Raw genomic sequence first — 18,154 nt, forward strand, 5'->3', positions numbered from 1 at the left:
AGGCGGACCGCAAAACCCTCTTTGGATGCGACCTAGGAGGCGGGATCGGCGTTGCGTTTCGTCGGCTGATGGCCGTCGATGGCGGCGCCAACGTCGCCGTCTTCGCGTCTGTCCTTCTTCTTGCCAATCGGCAGCACTTTTAGCAGCGGGTGCAGGATAGCCATGACGACGAGGCCCCATACGGCTCCGAGGACGGCTGAGCACAGCGTGTTCACGAGCCAGGCCAGAAAGCCGCCCACGACCGGAATTCCGGCGAAGGGTGTCTCGAGGACATGGACCAGGTCGTAGGGTGCGTGCCAGCCGAGGTCGTATGTCCCTTGCAGCATGATGTGGCCGCCAACCCAAAGCATGGCGATCGTGCCGACGAGCGTGATCACTGCCAGTACGGCGGGCATCCCCTTGACCAGCAGCTGGCCGAAGCGCTTGGAACCTGCGGAGTCCTTGGTGGTCAGGTGCAGGCCGATGTCGTCCATCTTGACGATGAGTGCGACTGCACCGTACACGAGGACAGTGATCACGAACGCCACAACGACCAGGATGAGTGCCCGGACCCATAGAGACTCATCGGCCACTTCATTCATGGCGATGACCATGATCTCGCAGGACAGGATGAAGTCCGTGGTGATGGCGCCCTTGGTCACCTTGGCCTCGGCTTCGGGACCGCGGTCGATGGCCGGTGCGTTCTCGGTCGCGGCGTGGTGGCCGCGCAGCTTGTGCCAGACCTTTTCGGTGCCTTCGTAGCAGAGGTAGGTGCCGCCCAGCATGAGAATGAACGGAATAACACCAGGGATGAAGGCGCTGACGAGTAGCAGCGCCGGCAGGATGATCACCAGTTTGTTTCGGAGCGAGCCCCAGAAGATCCGCTTGATCATCGGCAGTTCGCGTGACGGGTCCGCCCCGGACACGTACTGCGGAGTGACAGCGGCGTCGTCGATAACCACGCCGGCGGCTTTGGCCCCGGCCTTGGCGGCTCCGGCGGCGATGTCGTCCACCGAGGCAGCCGCTATGCGGGCCAGAGCTGCGACGTCGTCCAACAGCGCGACGAGACCCCCGCTCAAAGAACGACCCCGCGCTGCTCAAGGACGGACGGCTGGCCGTGGATGCCTCGGCCGTGGCGCGTGATTGTCATGATCGGAGTATATGGTGGCAGGCCTCTCATGGAGGGGGCTGGCGTCTAATTCGGGCCAATCAAGGCCTTAGGAGTGTTCCATGAGTATCTTGAGGGTGGCCAGGGCTTTCTTGTCGTCTCGCTTGAAGATCACTGTCAGAAGGGGCACGGCATACCGGGCCAGACCGGTCACCTGGAAGTCCACGGTGCTGACGAGTCGACAGGTGTCGGGACCTGTGGGTTCCACCAGGTAACTGGCGACTCCGGTCATCCTGCCCGATGGGATTTCGAAGGCGACGAAACGGCCAGGGTCGTAAGCGATGAAGCGGTTACGGGCGGTGACCTTCATTCCTGCGAATCTGCGAGTTAGTTCATGCTCCGTTCCAACGCCTATGGGGCCCGGCGTAATGCGTCTTACCTCATCGATGCCGCTCTGCCATCGGGGGGCGTTTGTGTGGTCTGAGACGAAGTCGAACACCTTTGATGCCGGGGCCATCAACTCGGTGCGCGTTTCCAGTTGGAGGCGTCTCATGAGGCGGCCTTTCCCAGGGGCGGCCGCACGCCATCGCGGGCGAGTCCGGTCGAGCGGAGCGGGACGAGCGGGTCCCCGGCCGTCACCACGGGCCGATGCGGGATCGACGAGGCGAGTGCCAGTACAGTCACGAACGACACGACCAGGACGGCAACCCACGCCCCGCGAGGCTCCGTCAAGGCCAGCGCTTGGCCAGCGATTCCAGGTCCGGCCAGTGCGAGGGCCGCGAGGAGAGCTGCGCTGGTGATGCCACAGGCCAGCCTGCTCCAGAGCGGACCCCGGTGCGATAGGGCGTAGCCTCCACCGATGGCCATCAGTGCCACGGCGATTGCTCCTCCGCCCAGGCCCTGGGTGAGAAGGGCGGGAACCGCGCCGGGCAGAAGCATCGGGGCCACTGCAAACGCCAATGGCGCCAACGCCAGCCAGCGCCAATGCTGTCGTCCGCCGGTCCGTCGAAGTGCTTCTGCCCAGCCCAGGAGTCCGCCTGCAAAGGCGCCGGGAAGGATGAGTGCGCCGAATGTCCCCCACCAATCAACAGTGGACGCCGGACCGGCGAGCTCTGCCATGTAACCGCGGAAACCTGCGGCCCAGGCAATCCCGCCCGTCGTCCCCAATGCGGTAAGAGTTACTGCTGGTCTGACAAAGAAATGCATGTTCATGGGTTCCTCACTCTGTTGTGCGAGGGGCGCGCCAGGGTGGCGGGTCGCCTGCCGTGTTGCGTGTTCATCCCCCTCCGCAGGGGTTCCCCGGGATCTCTCATCAGCACCCATCCAAGAGACGCGAAAAGAAGCATCCAGCCGGCGATGGCGAATCTGGCGCCGATGAATGACCAGGCCAGCACGGGCAGCATGGGCACATAAACCCAGATACCCAGCGCGAGCGGGATCCAACGCTGCCAGCCCTGCCAGATTTTGGTCCGGAGAACGGCATCGCCTTCCGCCACAAGGGCCGCACCGAGGAGGAGGCTGAAGACGCCATAGGCCGCGCCGAGGAGAATCACGACGGGCGAGTCCGTGGGTGCGGCAGCTGCGACGATGGCGGCAAGTTCCGTCACGGCGAAACCTGCCATGGAGACGACGGCGACAGGATGTCCGATGCGTGCCAGCCTGCCGCGACCCAGCGCTCCTGTTCTTTGGAGTGCCATCAGTCCGAGCAAGAGGGCTACATGTTGAAGGGCAAACCACACCTGAACGACGGTGAACGCGGCACTATCAAGAGGATAGCTCCACTGAGTTTCAGGGACCGACGGGTTAACGAAGACCTTGTAGACACCTAAGGCTGCCCCCAAAAGTCCGGCAGAAAAGCAGGCCAGGCCTGCGGTCCGGATGGCGAGGAAGTGGTAGCGGTTCTGGGTGGTCATGACACGGTCCTTGTCTTGAATCTCGCTAGGGTCATGCTCTAGTGAGATACTCTAAATATGAACCCGGACACAGCACGCGTCAAGAGCATCCGCAGGAAGAAGGCAGACGCCACGAGGCGCAAGCTCGTCGTGGCAGCGCACCAGGAATTTATCGCCCGGGGATTCGCGGGGGCGACCATGGCCGGCATCGCGGCCCGCGCGGGAGTGGCTTCGCAGACCATCTACTTCGTCTTCCATACCAAAGCCGAACTCATCAGCGCCGTAATTGACGCTGCGGTCCTGGGCGATGGGGATCCCCGCCCGCCGCAGTCCCAACCGTGGTGGACAGCGATGAAGGAGGAGCCAGACGCTGCTGAGGCTTTGCGGATTTTCATTCGTGGCGCAGGTCCGCTTTTTGCACGCGCGGCGGCCATTTCGGAGGTTCTTCGCGCAGCTGCTTTGACCGACGACGAAGTGCGTCAAACGCACGACTATCATGAAAACCTTCGCCGGGAAGGGTTCAGTCAGGTCCTGGAGATACTGGCGGGCAAGGGCTCGCTCCGGTCCGGCTGGCCCATCGGTCAGCTCACTGATGCGTTCATGACCGTGTATGGCGACAGCACGTACCACCAGCTCGCAGACGAGCGAGGTTGGAGCCACGACCAGATCATGGCGTGGCTCTGCGACGTCCTTCCACGCATGCTGCTGACCGAAAGCTGAATGGAGTTTTACGCCCGACCTTCTAATCCGATAGCGCTCGAACATGCCCACGGATCCGCCGCGACACCCTTCTGCTCGAACGCCGTTCGAGTACAAACGCTTGAACCCTTGGCTGGAAGGATTCATCCGCGCCCGGATCGGCGCGGATCGCTTTCTCGCGACTGACCATGCCGAGATGACACGATGGGATCATGCCGATTGCCAAGTCTGTGTTAATTGGTCAGGGTTGGAACTCCGGTGCTCCTGCCGTGGCCATTCCCTGAGACGGGAGAAACTTTCACGCCCGCGGCGCCGAACCCTCTGACATGTGCCGCAGATGTGTGCTAGGGGTCGCGTCGGTCCCACGCTCGTCAGCCTGAGCTTCGCACCCAGTCGTTTGAATCCGAAAGCAACGGAACATCGTTGAAGATGCATCCATAACGATATGAGCTGCGCGGACGCTAGCTGCATCACCCCAAACCACCGGATAAGTCGCCATCAGGCACCGGGCACTGTTTGGGCATTGGCTGGCAGGCGCCTCTTGCCTAATGCGCACGCAAGGAGGAGTGGATTGGGCACCCGGTAGAATTGAGTGCACTATGGATGACCCTCCTTCACATATGCCCAGGCCCCTCGATCTTTTGACTGATTCTCCGGTCACCAAGGGAGAGGGGCGCCCGAATGTATGAATGGATCATGTTGGGTGTCGGCCTTGTCCTGACGGTCGGTACCGGATTCTTCGTTGCTTCAGAGTTCGCGCTGGTCAATCTTGACCGCAGCGAGCTTGAGGCCCGGCAAAGCCGTGGCGAGAAGCGCCTCGCGCCCACCATCAAGGCGCTTAAAATAACGTCAACGCATCTGTCAGGCGCCCAGCTCGGCATTACACTTACCACGCTGTTGACAGGCTATACGTTTGAACCCGCCATCAGCAGCATGCTCAGGGGCCCGCTTCTCTCCATGGGATTGCCGGAAGCCCTCGTGCAGGGTGTCGGCGCGGTGGCCGGCATCTTCCTGGCCACGGTATTCTCGATGGTCATCGGCGAGCTCGTGCCCAAGAACTTTGCACTGGCGTTGCCGTTGGCGACTGCGAAGGTCGTGGTTCCGTTCCAGACGATGTTCACTGCCGTGTTCAAACCGGTCATCGTGCTTTTCAACAACACTGCGAACAAAATCATTCGCTCTTTTGGCATCGAGCCCAAGGAAGAGCTCTCCGGGGCCCGCAGTGCCGAGGAGCTCAGCTCTCTGGTCCGCCGCTCAGCTTTGGAAGGTTCGCTGGATCTTGACCACGCGGTCCTGCTGCACCGCACGCTGCGCTTTGCGGGACACTCTGCGGCTGACGTCATGACACCGCGGGTCAGGATGGCCGCAGTGCACGTTGATGAGACAGCAGACGACATCCTGAGCCTTGCAACGGCCACTGGTTACTCCCGCTTCCCGGTCATCGGTGAAGACCGCGACGACGTTCTAGGGGTCCTGCACGTAAAGCAGGCCTTCGCTGTTTCCCTGGCGGACCGCAACACCATCACGGCTTCCGCTCTCATGTTCGAGCCGCTCCGTGTTCCTGAGTCCATGGGCGTTGACACCCTGCTTCCGATCCTGCGCAAACAGGGCCTGCAAGTGGCCATCGTCGCGGACGAGCACGGCGGAACGGCAGGAATCGTCACCCTCGAGGATCTGGTGGAAGAAATCGTCGGGGAACTCGAAGACGAGCACGACCGGGCACGCGTAGGCGTAGTCAGAACCGGCCGCTCCATCACCTTCGACGCTTCCCTGCGGCCGGACGAGTTGCTTGACCGGACCGGCGTCGTGGTTCCGGACGGCGAGGAATACGACACCCTTGCCGGCTTTGTCACCGACCAGCTGGACCGCATCCCTGAACTTGGCGATGAGGTTGCTGTTGGTGGTGGAAGCTTGCGCGTTGAACGCGTCGTCGGTACCCACGTGGAGCGGTTGCGCTTCACACCGGATGAGCCCGGGGAAGCCCCCAAGAGCGCCCACGACCGCATCGTTGACAACCTCACGCCGGAGTTAACCCATGAGTGAATACCTTCCCGGCATCATCTGGCTCATCGTGCTGCTGGTCGTCAACGCCTTCTTCGTCGGCGCCGAATTTGCCGTCATCTCCGCCCGCCGGTCACAGATTGAACCCAAGGCCGAGGCCGGCAGCAAGGCCGCGAAAACCACGCTGTGGGCCATGGAACACGCGACGCTGATGCTCGCGACCAGCCAGCTGGGCATCACCGTATGTTCCCTGGTGATCCTGAACGTATCCGAACCAGCCATCCACCACCTGCTGGAGATCCCGCTGGGCCTGACCAGCCTCTCCGCGGAAGCGGTCGGCATCATTGCCTTCGTAGCAGCCCTGTTACTGGTGACCTTCCTCCACGTTGTGCTGGGCGAAATGGTCCCGAAAAACATCTCGTTCTCCGTTCCAACCCGTGCCGCACTGATCCTCGCCCCGCCCCTGGTGCTGGTCTCCAAAATCGTCAGGCCGGTGATCTGGACCCTCAATGGGATCGCTAACTCCATCCTCCGCCTCTTCAAGGTCGAGCCGAAGGACGAGGCAACCAGCGCCTACACCCTGGATGAAGTGGCTAACATTGTGGAGCAATCCACCCGTGACGGCGTGCTCAGCGACACCACCGGCACCCTCACGGCGGCATTCGAGTTCACCGCCAAAAAGGTAGAGGACGTTGAGGTACCCATCGATAAGATGGTGCTCCTGCCGGCTTCGGCGACGCCAGGCGATATCCAGCGCGCGGTGGCAGAACACGGCTACTCCCGCTACATCCTCACCGATGACGACGGCAACCCCTCCGGTTACCTGCACCTGAAAGACGTCATGGACCTGACGTCCGGAGAGAACTTCACCACGCCAGTACCGGCCAAGAGGATCCGCCGCCTCGCCTCAGCATTCAGCGGCAGTGACCTTGAAGACGCCCTGGCCACGATGCGCCGCAGCGGCTCCCACGTTGCCCGGGTCTTCGACGCGGAGGGCAACACCACCGGCGTGCTGTTCCTGGAAGACATCATCGAAGAACTCGTCGGCGAAGTACAGGACGCCACCAGCGCCTGAAAACCAAGGGAAGCCCTGACCGGGACCGAACGGGCGGGGTTTTCTAGTCTTTCCCTGCTGCGCATCAGGCTGCTCATCTTCCTGGCCTTCGATACCGTCCTTGGCATCGCCAGGAACTGACGCCAGATAATTGAGGCCCGCACGAATTAGTCGGTGCATGGCCGGGACATGAGCATCTGGTCTTGCCACCTGCAGCGTACAGTGCCAAGGTCTAACTAATGTTCCTCCATGCTCCACACAACAGGGCTTAGGCCAAGGGGTTGCTATGAATCAATGGTTTCTTCCATCGGGCGGGATTTTGAGCAATTACATTGCTCCGGGACAGACCGTCCGCCATTCTTTCTGGTGGGAAGATCGCGCGTTTGGTCCTGCCATCATGGCTGTCGCCATGCCACCTTCAATCGTGGTCTCGACCGGCGGGGTGACGACACTCAGCAACGGATTCAGCCAAAGTCGTGATCGTCTCACTTACTTCGCTGATCTGCGAGCAGAAGCTGCGTACGGGGCCAGCTATCGTCTCCTCATTACAGCGCTGCGCTAAGGGGCCCACCATGGAATGCACGGTCATTAGCGACGAGCGCGGCATGATTATCGCCATCGGCCCGGCCCCGGGCCCGGTGGAATCCTCCGATGGAGATGGGCCAGCGCTCTGGCACGAGCTCCTGCCCCTTGAAGGACAAACCAGCCAGGTTGTGGACGTATCCGATGATTTGCTCAACGATCCGGAGCAGCTAGCGAACCTGCATCAAACCCACCGTCTTCGCGGTGGCAAATTGGAAGCTGTTGACGGTCTGACCACGGGCCAGGCTTCCGAGTAATTCGAGAGGATGCAGGTCATAACGCCATCACGTTACATCCAGGAGTATAAGGCCATATCCAAAAAGCTGGATACTGGTTTATAGTTTTTGATATGGAAAGCGCTTTGAATCCTTACTCGCCCGGTTCAGGTCGACGGCCTTTCGAGCTGGTCGGGCGCCAGAGCGAGGTCGATGCCTTCGATTTGCTGCTGGCCAAGACCCGTCAGCGAAGACCGGACCGGGGGATCGTCCTGCACGGGCTGCGGGGGGTGGGCAAAACGGTCCTGTTGAACGAGTTCCGCCGGCAGGCCGAGCATGCAGAGTTCATGGTTGTCTTCCTCGAGGGCAGGGACGCCGAGGGGGGTCCCGAAGCCGTACGGGCCAAACTCGCCCGGAACCTGCTGCAAGCAGGGCGGAAGCTGAACCGCCGCGGCGCCGGGGAGCGGCTCTTGGCAGCCCTTGGCAGCATCGCATCCTTCTCCGCGAAACTGGGCGTGACCGGGATCGATATCGGAGTGAACCTCAATCACGGCCGCGCTGACTCCGGATCGATCGAAGTGGATCTGGAAGAACTGATTGAGGACCTCTGTCTGGCACTGGCGGAGAAGCGCTCGGGTCTGATCTTCATCATTGATGAAATGCAGGACCTGGACGACGGACTCATCGCCGCACTCCTCAGCGCCCAGCACCTGGCCGGGCAACGTGAATGGCCTTTCTATATCGCAGGGGCTGGCCTACCCAACCTCCCCTCGGTACTGAGTGAAGCGCGCTCCTACGCCGAAAGGATCTTCAATTACCGCAGCATCGGAGCGCTGTCCAGGGAGGCCGCCGAGGCGGCCCTGGTCGCCCCGGCCCAACGCTATGGGGCATCATTCGTACCCGATGCCAAAGACCTCCTTCTGAGCGCATCGGGCGCGTACCCGTACTTCCTGCAGGAATACGGTTACGCGGCCTGGGAAACAGCCCCGGAGAAGACCGTAACCTTCGACGACGCCAAAATCGCGGTGGAAATCGGACGCGCGCAGCTGGACCAAGGATTCTTCCCCTCACGCTGGAAACGCGCTTCCAAGGCAGAGAAGGACTTCCTCCGCCTGATGGCCGTCGACGGTGATGAAGGATCCGGCACAGCTGAACTTGCTGAACGGGCGCACAAGAAGCAAAGCTCCATGACCATGACCCGCGCATCGTTGATCGACAAGGGGATCATCTACGCACCTGCCCTGGGTGTTGTGGCGTTCACCGTGCCAGGAATGGCTGACTACGTCAAACGCCTCCATGAATAGGACGAACGCAGGAACCGGCACCGCTCCGGGCGGGAGGTTGCGGTGGGGAATTCTCCTGGCGGTTACCGCGCTGGTCCTTGCCGGAGCCGGGATCTACGCGGTGGGAGCCTATCAGCGCTTCGAGGAGAGCCGCGCGGCCGCCTCATCCGTGGAGGTCGCTGCAGGTCAACCTCTCCCTGAGGTTCCTTTCGTCCTGTTCAGGAACACTGCCGGCGGGCAGGGGTATGGCAATGCAGCAACGGTGCCGCTTTCGGCTCCCGGTGGCACGCGTGCGGTCAGTGGGCAGGCGTGCGAGCGGGTCTATGGCACTGCCGCTATGGTGGTCTGTCTCAAGTCCAACCGTGGGTTGGTGACGACTTACGAAGCGGCCGTCCTGAACCGTGACTGGCAGCAGGAGCGGGCGTGGCCTGTCCCCGGCATTCCGAGCAGGACACGCATGAGCCCTGACGGTTCCGTGATCGCCACCACGGTGTTCGTCTCGGGCCACTCATACACGCAAGCCGGGTTCTCCACAGCAACCGAAATCACTGTGCCCGACGGCGGTACGGGAAACCTCGAAGACTTCGCCCTCATCGTGAACGGCGAACGGCTGCTGGCCAGCGACCGGAACATCTGGGGAGTCACGTTCGCACCGGACCAGAGCGGTGTCTTCTATGCCACCGCAGCATCGTCCGGGCGTATCTGGCTCGTCCGGGGAAGCCTGACAGACAAGACCCTCACGGCCATTCGTGACAACGTCGAATGCCCCTCCATTTCGCCTGACGGCACCCGGATCGCGTATAAGAAGAACATCGGCGGGCCGCTCACCGCTCACTGGAACGTCGCCTTTCTTGACTTGGCAACGGGCGCGGAAACTGTGCTCTCGGAAAAGCGCAGCGTCGATGACCAGATCGAATGGTTGGACGATCAGAACCTGCTCTATGGTCTGGCCGACGAGGATACCGAAGGTGATAGCAACATCTGGAAGCTGCCAACCGATCCTGCGTCCCAGCCGAGCCTCTTCATCGAACACGCGTGGTCGCCGAGTGTGGTTCGCTGACGTCCGGCACAGGAACTCGGGGAGCGGCCGGACGACAGCAGACTAAATAGCCGCCCCACGCGTCAGCAGGTTCCCAGTAGTCCGCACAGCAGCCCGCCCGACCCTGTCGGGCTCGGCGATGGACTGGGTGACGGGCTCGGCGAGGAACTGACGGAAGAACTTGGCGAGGGAGTCGCCGTGGCGCTTCCGGATGGGGCCGGCGTTGCGGTCGGGGTGGGCGTCGCTTGTGCCGGTGCGGTGGTGGCCGAGTAGAGGACGTCGACGAAGTAGTTCGTGGAGTTCCAGGAGTTCGTTGGTGCAGCGCCGCCGGTGCCGTACCGGTAGCGGCCGTTGTCAGGGCCGGTGGCGGTGAAGACCCCACTGACCCACGTTTGGGCGAAGAACGCCGGCGTGTAGGCGTAGCGGCCGTTGGGGGCCAGATAGGACACGATGTACGTTTCCCCCGGGGTTACGGCTACCGGGGAGGACAGCATCGCCGTTTGCCAGCCGGTCGCTGTTTCGTTCGCGAATGTCACCTGGGCTAGCCGCGTTCCTGCGGCGTTCCACAAGGAGCCAATGTGGGTTCCGGTATTTCCGGTTCCCTTGTAGAACCGGATGCCGGTGACATTGCCGGTTTCGGAGACCGTGAACTTTGTTCCCAGTTCAACCGATGACGCATCATCGGAGGCTGCTGTCTGGGGTTGGAGGTCGCCGAAGATGGAGGATTGCTGGGCATCAGGGTCGGCTGTGGTGAATTGCCAGGTGGTGGCCGGCAGCGTCTGGCCCTGTTGGGATTCGAGGTTGCCGACGCTGACGGAGATGGCTGTGTTGGCCGGCAGGGGAGCCGCCGGGGTGAAGGTCAGGGTGCGGCCGTCCGGGGACAGGGCAGCGCTGCCGGCAACAGGTGCCTCGTTCGCCGCCAGCGCGAACGAGGCACCCGGCTTAATGGCGGACGAGAGCGTAAGCGTTGGTTTGACGTCGACGGGAACGCCCGTGGCGTCGGGTGCAGGGGACCGGTCGGTGATCGTCAGCGGGGGCACCGCGGCCATGAACACCAGGTCCACCAGATAGCTTGCCGTGGAGGGCGAACTGGGAAAGTCATTGTTGTAGGCGAACGCTCCGGAATCTGGTGCTGTCCGCAGCGGTCCGCTGGTGAAGCCTTCGCCGAATCCGCCGGCGGTGTAGGAGTAGCTGCCGGCAGGGGACTTGTAAGCCACCACGTACTCGGTGTTGGCGTCAATGTTCACCGGCTGACTGAACATTGCTGTTTGCCAGCCGGAGCTGGACTCGTTGGTGAAAGTGACGGTGGCCAGAAGCTGCCCGCCGGCCGTGTACACCGAGCCGGTGTGTGTTCCGGTGTTGCCGGCGGCCTTGTAGAACCGGACGCCGGTGACCTGACCTGCAGTGTCGCTGGCGAACCGGACACCCAGGGATAACGGCACGCCGTCGTTGGCGTCGGGCGTGCCCGGCGTCACGGTGTCCTGGTACAGCGTGCAGGGGCACATCCCCGGTGTCCTGGGGGCGGGGACGGTGCTGAACGTCCATGAGGCGTTGCTCAGTGGTTGCCGGGACACCGCGGTCGCCGTGACGGTGGCCGTGTACGAAGTCCCGGCCGCCAGTGGCCCGGCCGGAGTAAACGTGACCTTCCGTGTTTGGGGGTCGTAGCTGGTGGAACCGGCCACGGTCGTTCCGCCGGCGTCTTTTACCGCCAGGTTGACGCTGGAGGCTTCGGCCGGTTCGGACAGGACCGCGCTGACGGCGGCATCGAGCGGAACGCTGGACGCGCCGGGAAGCGGGGAGTGGGCTGACGGGGTGAACGCAGGCGGTGGAACCGTCACGATGACGTCCACGAGGTAGCTGGCGTTCGAACGTGATCCGGGGAAGTCACCGCTGTACGTGTACGCACCGGCGTCCGAAGCCGTTCGCAATGGTCCGACGCTCATGCCGGATCCGAAACCGTTGGAAGTGGCGGAATAGGTCCCGGTAAGTGACTTGTAGGACACAATGTAGTCCGTGGTCGCGGCCATCGGGACCGGTTGGCTGAACATCGCCGTCTGCCACCCCGAGGCGCTCTCATTGGTAAAGGTAACGGTTGCCAGTTGCTGTCCGGCCGCCGTGTACAGGGCACCGTTGTGGGTGCCGGTGTTGCCGGCCGACTTGTAGAAACGCATGCCCACTACTTCACCGGCTGAAACACTGGAGAACCGGACGCCCAGCGTCAACGGAACACCGTCCTGAATCTCAGCGATGCCGGGCGTGACGGAGTCGTCAAAGAGGCTGCACGGGCAGGACCCGGGAACCGGCAGTGTCGCCGCGGTCGTGAAGGACCAGGTTCCACCGGCTGTGACCGGACCGCCCAGGGTGTCCGCCCCGGCGAGGGTGGCCGTGTACTGCGTACTGAACGCCAGGGCGCTCGTCGGCGTAAAGGTCGCCCGCCGCGTGGCGGGGTCGTACGCTGTCGTGCCGGGCACTGGTCCGTCGGGGGACTGCAGGGTCAGCTGGATGCTGGAGGCAGTGACGGGTTTGGAGAACACCGCACTGACCTTGGTGTCCACGGAGACGCTGGAGGAGGACGGGAACGGGGTGTGCCCGGACACCGTCATGGGCGTGGTATCGGCTGTGCCGAACAAGGCGTCGACGAAGTAGTTTCCCCCGTTGTAGCTCGACGTCGGGAACCCGGAGGAGGTGGCATAGACACCGGCAGGCTCGGCCCCGAAACCGCCCGCCACCGTCAAGGGCGCGGCGGCAGAACCAAAGCTCGCCCATTGAAAGTTCTGGATGGAGTAGCGGCCGTTCGGAGTCCAATAAGAGACTGTGTATTTCTGCCCCGCGGCCACGGGAACGGCCTGGCTGAACAGTACGGACTGCCAGCCGGAGGGTGTCTCGTTGGTGAACGTCGCCGTGGCCAGCCGTTCCCCGGAGGAACTCCATAGAGACCCGGTATGCGTACCGGTGTTGGCAGCGCTCTTGTAGAAGCGCACCCCGGTGATGAAACCGTCCACCGTGGGGGTGAAGCGCAGGCCCATTTCATAACTGCCGCCGTCGCCGGAATCCTGCACAGCCGGTGCGGTCTGGCCAAAGACGCTGTAGGGTCCGCTCAAGACCAGGCTCCTGCTGGCGGCGGGCCCTATGTTGGCACTGTCATCAATGGCCCGGGCCTGGATGGTGGCAGTATCGAAGCCTTTCTGGATATAGGTGTACGTCCAATTTTGTTTGCCCACGGCGGGGTGCCACGTGCCGCCGCCGTCGGTTGAAACCTCCACGCCGGCCACCACCCCGCCCGTATCGGCCGCGGTTCCCGTGACGGTCACACTGGTCCCATGGGGCACAGCGGCGCCATTGGCCGGGGCAGTGATGGCGGTTGTGGGCGCGGTCCGGTCCGTGCTCGCGACGGCGACGGTCAGCCCGGCGGCACGAGTGGCAGGCTGGGCCCCCATATCGGCCAGAAGATTGACCTGGGCCTGCCGCATCCGCGGATCTGCCGGCGCGCCCTCGCCGTCATGCACGTCATCCAAGCCCCAGGTCCACTGGACGCTGCCCGCTGAGAAGACCAGCGCGCCACTGGCGGCGCGGTATAGGGTCACGTGGTGGGTCGTTGTGCCGGGCAGGACGGTATTGCCGAAGTCCTGAAGATACTGCGGCACCTCGCCCACGGTGGTGGACAACCGGATCAACCCCGGTGGGCGGAACCCGTTGTCCAGGTCTTCGTCGGACTCATACCCTACCGTGTGGGGCGCCAGTGCCGCAGAGGATCCGGCCGGCAACGAGGTGAGGGACGTATTGCGCCACAGTCTGGTTTTGCCTTCCTCCGAATCGACGGTCACCGGTAAGTCGGAGTAGTTGGACATATAGATGGTTCCTGTCAGCCCGTTCTCGGGCAGCCCACCACCATTGGTCTGGGCGGCGAACCGCGGATCCCGCCAGGTGCCGGTCCATTCCGAGCTGGGGTCGATCTTTTCGTTGGCCCAGGTCTCCTTGTAGGAGGTCAGCGTCCGTCCCGTGCCACCATCCACCGGGGAGGGTTCGAACCGGGTGCGCCAGTAGCCCTCGTTGCCGGAGAGGAACTGCAGATTCACCCCTGCATCGCGGGCGGCGGTGATGTTGGCGCGCTGGGGGCCGGACCAGTATTCGTCGTGCCCGACGGAGAGGAAGACCTTGTGGTTCAGCAGTTGTGAGCCGTTGCGGTCGGTATCGAGGCCGCTGATGTAGCTGACGTCGTAGCCGTTCTGCTCCAGGAAACGCACCATCGGGTATTCGTTGGAGAAGTAGAAGTCCCGCCCACCGGGCCCGCCGCGGGTGGCTACCGGTCGGTTGTAGCTGACCTTGTAGGCACGGCCGTTCGTGCCTTGGTAGAAGTCCGAGCCACCGTAGGAGTTATAGGCCTGCCAGGAGGGATCGGAGGTCTGGAAGAGAACATCGGACCGGCTGCCATCGGAACGCACGATGAAGGTGATGTGGCTTTGCCCGCCGGTATCGGGCCTGGTCAGAAGGGCGACATAGACACCTGAAACCGCGGTCGCGGGAACCTGCCACGTTGCGGACACCGCCCAGGTCCCGCAGTCGTACAGCCCTGTGGTGAGGTCAGTGAGGCATTGGGGCTGGTTTTGACGAACCACCGACGGTGTCACGTCAGCGATCTTGCGGGCTCCGGCGCCGCCGTACCAGCCTGTGCGGTAGACCGCGATCGTGTAGCTGGGCGCGGACGTGTCAATTTTGAAGCGGATCGGCTGGCCCGCATTGACGCTGATCTCGGTCGAAAAGCCTTGGATGCTGTCATCGCCCGGCCCGGAAATGTCCCACTCCGAGGGCGGACTTCCGACCTTGGAGTTTTCACAGACAACAGGATTCACCACCGGGTCGCAGGGCCCCGCCGCAAGGGCCGCCGCGGGGGCCGTAAGAGGCAGCAGGGCTGCCATCATGGCAATCACCAAGGACGCAATGAAGCCCTTCAAGGGTGATTGCGGCCGGGAGGCTGAATGACCGGGCATCGAAGCTCCTGGGAGTGGTACGCCTGTTGCGAGTATGGATCCGTGCTTGCCACACGGTCCCTGCTTGCCGCTCCCCAGCCAGGGTCAAACCAAAAATCTTCAGTTATGAAACACCCGGGTCCTGAACTTGGACCGGCCATGAAGAAGAACCAGACCGGACCACCATCGACCTTGTAGACCAAGAGGTCGAAGCACATCATCAAGTAACCCTTGGCAGGAGTGTAGGGGCGCCGCGTGCGCGCGGCAAGACTTCCCGCCTACCAGGGCCGGATTTCCTCGCACCGTCTTTCCTCGCACCGTCATCCCAACGCGGTCTTCTCCGGCCCAGGACAGGCAACGCTTCGCCCCAGCGCTAGCCTCATCAGGGCCGGCACACTGGGACTTGCCACCTCCCAGGGCGGTTTCGAAGATTCGAGGACTGCAGCATCCAATATTTCCGCTATCATCGTTTTATGACGATTGATGATGCGTTCTTACGTGATCCGTGCGCCGCGTTGGACCCCGCGGCTGCCCTGTTCCATTCCCTCAGTGATCCGACCCGCTTGAGTATCGTGAAGCGGATGGCCGGGGGAGAGGTCCGGGTTGGTGACCTGACCGGGGAGCTGGGTCTGGCCCAATCCACGGTATCTGCCCATGTGGCGTGCTTGCGTGACTGTGGCCTGGTGCAGGGTCGCACGCAGGGCCGCAGCGTCTATTACTCGCTTTCCCGTCCGGAGCTGATGGACATGCTCGCCCAGGCCGAGATCCTGCTGGCAGCTACCGGCAATGCGGTTAGCCTCTGCCCGAACTATGGCATTGGCAGCACCGGCACGGCCCCTACGACGGAGGTGGCCCGATGAGTGACGCCTGCTGCGGTGACGTGAAGCCCGGCGCTGACGAACAGGAAGAGGGGGAGGAGGCCGGAGGTTTCTGGCAGGTCCGCGAGGTCCGGGCGGCAGCCGTTTCCGGTGTCCTGCTTCTGGCGGCGTGGATTGCGTCGCTGACCGACGCGCCGCAGTGGCTGACACTTCCGCTGGAGATCGCCGCGCTGCTGGTGGCCGCCTGGACGTTCGTTCCGTCCACCCTCCGCCGCCTCCTTAAGGGCAAAATCGGCGTAGGCACGCTGATGACGATTGCGGCAGTCGGTGCGGTCGCTCTGGGCCAGTACGAGGAAGCGGCCATGCTGGCCTTCCTCTACGCCATCTCTGAAGGCCTTGAGGAATACTCGCTGGCGAAAACCCGCCGCGGCCTGCGGGCCCTGCTGGACCTGGTGCCTGCTGAGGCGACCGTGCTTCGCAGCGGCGCGGAAGTCACGATTGATCCCGCTGAGCTGGTGCTGGGGGACCGGATGGTCGTCCGGCCCGGAGAACGCCTGGCTACTGATGGGCGGATCATCACCGGGCGAACCTCTTTGGACACGTCTGCGCTGACCGGTGAGTCCGTGCCGGTGGAGGTGGGGCCCGGCAGTGAGGTCTGGGCCGGTTCGATCAACGGCACCGGCCCGCTCGAGGTCGAAGTGACCAGCACGGCCGAGAATAACTCGCTGGCCAGGATCGTGCACATCGTCGAAGCTGAGCAGTCCCGAAAAGGCCCGGGCCAGCGGCTGGCCGACTCCATCGCCAGCAAGCTTGTCCCGGGGATCCTTATCGCCGCGGTCCTGATCATCGGGTTCGGCTTCATCGTTGGTGAACCGCTGCTGTGGTTCGAACGCGCCCTGGTTGTCCTTGTTGCTGCCTCTCCCTGCGCTCTGGCCATTTCCGTGCCCGTCACGGTTGTCGCATCCGTCGGTGCCGCGAGCCGGATCGGCGTGCTTATCAAGGGCGGCGGAGCACTGGAAACCCTCGGCAGGATCCGCACCATCGCGCTGGACAAGACCGGAACCCTGACCCGGAACAAACCTGCCGTGATCGACGTCGCCACCGCCCGAACGTCCACCAAAGAGCAGGTTCTGGCCCTCGCGGCCGGCTTGGAGGCCCGTAGCGAACACCCGCTCGCCCGCGCCATCCTCGCCGCGGCTTCCGCCCGGGCGGCCGTGACTGATGTGGACGCCGTCCCCGGTGCAGGCCTGACAGGCGCGCTCGAGGGCAGGACGGTGCGTCTCGGCAGGCCCGGCTGGATCGACGCCAGCTCCTTGTCAGCCGAGGTCGAGCGGATGCAACAGGCCGGCGCGACCGCCGTCCTGATCGAAGACGACGGACAGGTCATCGGCGCCATCGCGGTCCGCGACGAGCTGCGCCCCGAGGCCCGGGACGTCATCGCCCGCCTCACTGCCTCCGGCTACACCACCGCCATGCTTACCGGCGACAACACGATCACCGCCCACGCCTTGGGCAAGGAAGCGGGCATCACCGAGGTCCATGCCGATCTGCGCCCCGAAGACAAGGCAGACATCATCCGCACCCTCCAGGGCCGCGCCCCGACCGCGATGGTCGGCGACGGCGTCAACGACGCCCCCGCACTGGCGACCGCCGACACCGGCATCGCCATGGGAGCCATGGGCACCGACGTTGCGATCGAAACCGCCGATATCGCCCTCATGGGTGAGGACCTGAACCACCTTCCCCAGGTCCTCGATCACGCCCGCCGCACCCGGTCCATCATGCTTCAGAACGTCGGACTGTCCCTGGCTCTGATCGCGGTGCTTATCCCGCTGGCGCTGGTCGGTGCGCTCGGTCTGGCCGCTGTGGTCCTGATCCATGAACTGGCCGAAATCGTCGTGATCGCCAACGGCGTCCGAGCCGGCCGGATCAGCCGCAGAACCGTGCTCAAGACCGCCCGGCCGGCCCCGGCCCTGGAACCGGCATCATGAGCACGGAACCCACATCAACGACCAAGGCCCCCGCGGGCCGGACGTCACGGCGGATCCGGGTCCTGCTGGTTGTTGTGGCGGCCGCCCTGGCCGCCGCCGATCTTATCGTCAAGGCTGTGGCCGAGACCGTTCTCTCTGCGGGGGCAACCAATGATCTCGGGCCGATCAACATCAAGCTGGTCTACAACCGCGGTGTCGCTTTCAGTATGGGCGCGGGCTTGCCGGCCTGGGCCGTCATCGCAGGCACGGGGGTGATCCTGGCCGCCCTGCTCTGGTTCCTGCTCGCCGCAGCGCCCGGCATGTCCCTGCTCTCCCGGGCAGGGGCGGCCCTGTTGCTTGGAGGAGCCGCCGGAAACTTCATCGACCGGCTCGACGGGCAGGGGGTGGTGGACTACCTCCACACCGGGTGGTTCCCCACCTTCAACCTCGCCGATGTATTCGTCACCACCGGCGTAGCGGTTCTGGTCCTCGGGGTTGTCCTTTCCCCGAGGGCGCGACCGGAGGACTAGGCGCTGGCCGTTCCATC

General features: G+C 63.6%; 15 protein-coding genes. 10 read left to right on the forward strand and 5 right to left on the reverse strand.

What is annotated here, in order from left to right:
• Positions 1-32: 32 nt before the first annotated feature.
• The 4 genes from FQP90_RS12960 to FQP90_RS12975 all read right to left on the reverse strand — a co-directional run bounded on the left by FQP90_RS12960 (position 33) and on the right by FQP90_RS12975 (position 3,000).
• Positions 33-1,058, reverse strand: a complete 1,026-nt coding sequence (locus FQP90_RS12960; RefSeq protein WP_144651074.1) for a DUF808 domain-containing protein — start codon at positions 1,056-1,058, stop codon at positions 33-35.
• A 138-nt stretch (positions 1,059-1,196) separates the two neighbouring features.
• Positions 1,197-1,640 (reverse strand): SRPBCC family protein, encoded by a 444-nt coding sequence (locus tag FQP90_RS12965; RefSeq protein WP_144651076.1) that lies wholly within the window; start codon positions 1,638-1,640, stop codon positions 1,197-1,199.
• Entirely contained in the window at positions 1,637-2,299 is a 663-nt protein-coding gene (locus tag FQP90_RS12970; RefSeq protein WP_144651079.1) for a hypothetical protein, read from the reverse strand. The genes FQP90_RS12965 and FQP90_RS12970 overlap by 4 nt, the downstream gene beginning before the upstream one ends.
• Positions 2,296-3,000: a hypothetical protein gene (locus FQP90_RS12975; RefSeq protein WP_144651082.1), complete on the reverse strand. Its 705-nt coding sequence runs from the start codon at positions 2,998-3,000 to the stop codon at positions 2,296-2,298. The genes FQP90_RS12970 and FQP90_RS12975 overlap by 4 nt, the downstream gene beginning before the upstream one ends.
• A 57-nt stretch (positions 3,001-3,057) precedes the next feature.
• On the opposite strand from FQP90_RS12975, the gene FQP90_RS12980 reads away from it, so the two are divergent.
• The 7 genes from FQP90_RS12980 (at position 3,058) to FQP90_RS13010 (ending at position 9,873) form a co-directional block, all read left to right on the forward strand.
• Positions 3,058-3,699, forward strand: coding sequence for a TetR/AcrR family transcriptional regulator (locus FQP90_RS12980; protein WP_144651085.1), 642 nt, complete (start codon positions 3,058-3,060; stop codon positions 3,697-3,699).
• A 660-nt stretch (positions 3,700-4,359) separates the two neighbouring features.
• Positions 4,360-5,721 carry a hemolysin family protein gene (locus FQP90_RS12985; RefSeq protein ID WP_144651088.1) on the forward strand — a complete coding sequence of 454 codons (1,362 nt, stop codon included), beginning with the start codon at positions 4,360-4,362 and terminating at the stop codon, positions 5,719-5,721.
• On the forward strand, positions 5,714-6,754 hold the full coding sequence (locus FQP90_RS12990; protein WP_144651091.1) for a hemolysin family protein: 1,041 nt from the start codon (positions 5,714-5,716) through the stop codon (positions 6,752-6,754). Before FQP90_RS12985 ends, FQP90_RS12990 begins: the two co-directional genes overlap by 8 nt.
• Before the next feature lie 265 nt (positions 6,755-7,019).
• Entirely contained in the window at positions 7,020-7,295 is a 276-nt protein-coding gene (locus FQP90_RS12995) for a hypothetical protein (protein WP_144651095.1), read from the forward strand.
• 10 nt (positions 7,296-7,305) lie between these two features.
• Positions 7,306-7,572, forward strand: coding sequence for a hypothetical protein (locus FQP90_RS13000; protein ID WP_144651097.1), 267 nt, complete (start codon positions 7,306-7,308; stop codon positions 7,570-7,572).
• A gap of 92 nt (positions 7,573-7,664) precedes the next feature.
• Positions 7,665-8,834, forward strand: coding sequence for an ATP-binding protein (locus tag FQP90_RS13005; protein WP_144651100.1), 1,170 nt, complete (start codon positions 7,665-7,667; stop codon positions 8,832-8,834).
• A complete protein-coding gene (locus FQP90_RS13010; RefSeq protein WP_144651103.1) occupies positions 8,827-9,873 on the forward strand; it encodes a PD40 domain-containing protein in 1,047 nt (348 codons plus the stop codon). Before FQP90_RS13005 ends, FQP90_RS13010 begins: the two co-directional genes overlap by 8 nt.
• Positions 9,874-9,935: 62 nt before the next feature.
• Here the strand turns inward: FQP90_RS13010 and FQP90_RS13015 are convergent, their stop codons facing one another.
• Positions 9,936-14,840, reverse strand: a complete 4,905-nt coding sequence (locus FQP90_RS13015; RefSeq protein ID WP_144651106.1) for a DUF4082 domain-containing protein — start codon at positions 14,838-14,840, stop codon at positions 9,936-9,938.
• Positions 14,841-15,292: 452 nt separating this feature from the next.
• On the opposite strand from FQP90_RS13015, the gene FQP90_RS13020 reads away from it, so the two are divergent.
• From FQP90_RS13020 to lspA, 3 genes are read left to right on the forward strand one after another with little or no spacing between them, the layout of a single operon-like run.
• A complete protein-coding gene (locus tag FQP90_RS13020; RefSeq protein ID WP_144651109.1) occupies positions 15,293-15,679 on the forward strand; it encodes an ArsR/SmtB family transcription factor in 387 nt (128 codons plus the stop codon).
• Positions 15,676-17,628, forward strand: coding sequence for a heavy metal translocating P-type ATPase (locus FQP90_RS13025; protein ID WP_144651112.1), 1,953 nt, complete (start codon positions 15,676-15,678; stop codon positions 17,626-17,628). The genes FQP90_RS13020 and FQP90_RS13025 overlap by 4 nt, the downstream gene beginning before the upstream one ends.
• Complete coding sequence (lspA, locus tag FQP90_RS13030; RefSeq protein ID WP_144651116.1) at positions 17,625-18,137, forward strand: signal peptidase II; 513 nt, start codon at positions 17,625-17,627, stop codon at positions 18,135-18,137. The genes FQP90_RS13025 and lspA overlap by 4 nt, the downstream gene beginning before the upstream one ends.
• Positions 18,138-18,154 lie beyond the last annotated feature (17 nt).

The organism is Paenarthrobacter nitroguajacolicus, from assembly GCF_007786235.1.
GTDB classification, from domain to species: Bacteria; Actinomycetota; Actinomycetes; order Actinomycetales; family Micrococcaceae; genus Arthrobacter; species Arthrobacter nitroguajacolicus_A.

Excerpts from the sequence above, each read along its gene's own strand:
- FQP90_RS12965 (WP_144651076.1), bottom strand. The coding sequence starts at position 1,640 with ATGAGACGCCTCCAACTGGAAACGCGCACCGAGTTGATGGCCCCGGCA.
- FQP90_RS12970 (WP_144651079.1), bottom strand. The coding sequence starts at position 2,299 with ATGAACATGCATTTCTTTGTCAGACCAGCAGTAACTCTTACCGCATTG.
- FQP90_RS12975 (WP_144651082.1), bottom strand. The coding sequence starts at position 3,000 with ATGACCACCCAGAACCGCTACCACTTCCTCGCCATCCGGACCGCAGGC.
- FQP90_RS12980 (WP_144651085.1), top strand. The coding sequence starts at position 3,058 with ATGAACCCGGACACAGCACGCGTCAAGAGCATCCGCAGGAAGAAGGCA.
- FQP90_RS12985 (WP_144651088.1), top strand. The coding sequence starts at position 4,360 with ATGTATGAATGGATCATGTTGGGTGTCGGCCTTGTCCTGACGGTCGGT.
- FQP90_RS12990 (WP_144651091.1), top strand. The coding sequence starts at position 5,714 with ATGAGTGAATACCTTCCCGGCATCATCTGGCTCATCGTGCTGCTGGTC.
- FQP90_RS12995 (WP_144651095.1), top strand. The coding sequence starts at position 7,020 with ATGAATCAATGGTTTCTTCCATCGGGCGGGATTTTGAGCAATTACATT.
- FQP90_RS13000 (WP_144651097.1), top strand. The coding sequence starts at position 7,306 with ATGGAATGCACGGTCATTAGCGACGAGCGCGGCATGATTATCGCCATC.
- FQP90_RS13005 (WP_144651100.1), top strand. The coding sequence starts at position 7,665 with ATGGAAAGCGCTTTGAATCCTTACTCGCCCGGTTCAGGTCGACGGCCT.
- FQP90_RS13010 (WP_144651103.1), top strand. The coding sequence starts at position 8,827 with ATGAATAGGACGAACGCAGGAACCGGCACCGCTCCGGGCGGGAGGTTG.
- FQP90_RS13015 (WP_144651106.1), bottom strand. The coding sequence starts at position 14,840 with ATGCCCGGTCATTCAGCCTCCCGGCCGCAATCACCCTTGAAGGGCTTC.
- FQP90_RS13020 (WP_144651109.1), top strand. The coding sequence starts at position 15,293 with ATGACGATTGATGATGCGTTCTTACGTGATCCGTGCGCCGCGTTGGAC.
- FQP90_RS13025 (WP_144651112.1), top strand. The coding sequence starts at position 15,676 with ATGAGTGACGCCTGCTGCGGTGACGTGAAGCCCGGCGCTGACGAACAG.
- lspA (WP_144651116.1), top strand. The coding sequence starts at position 17,625 with ATGAGCACGGAACCCACATCAACGACCAAGGCCCCCGCGGGCCGGACG.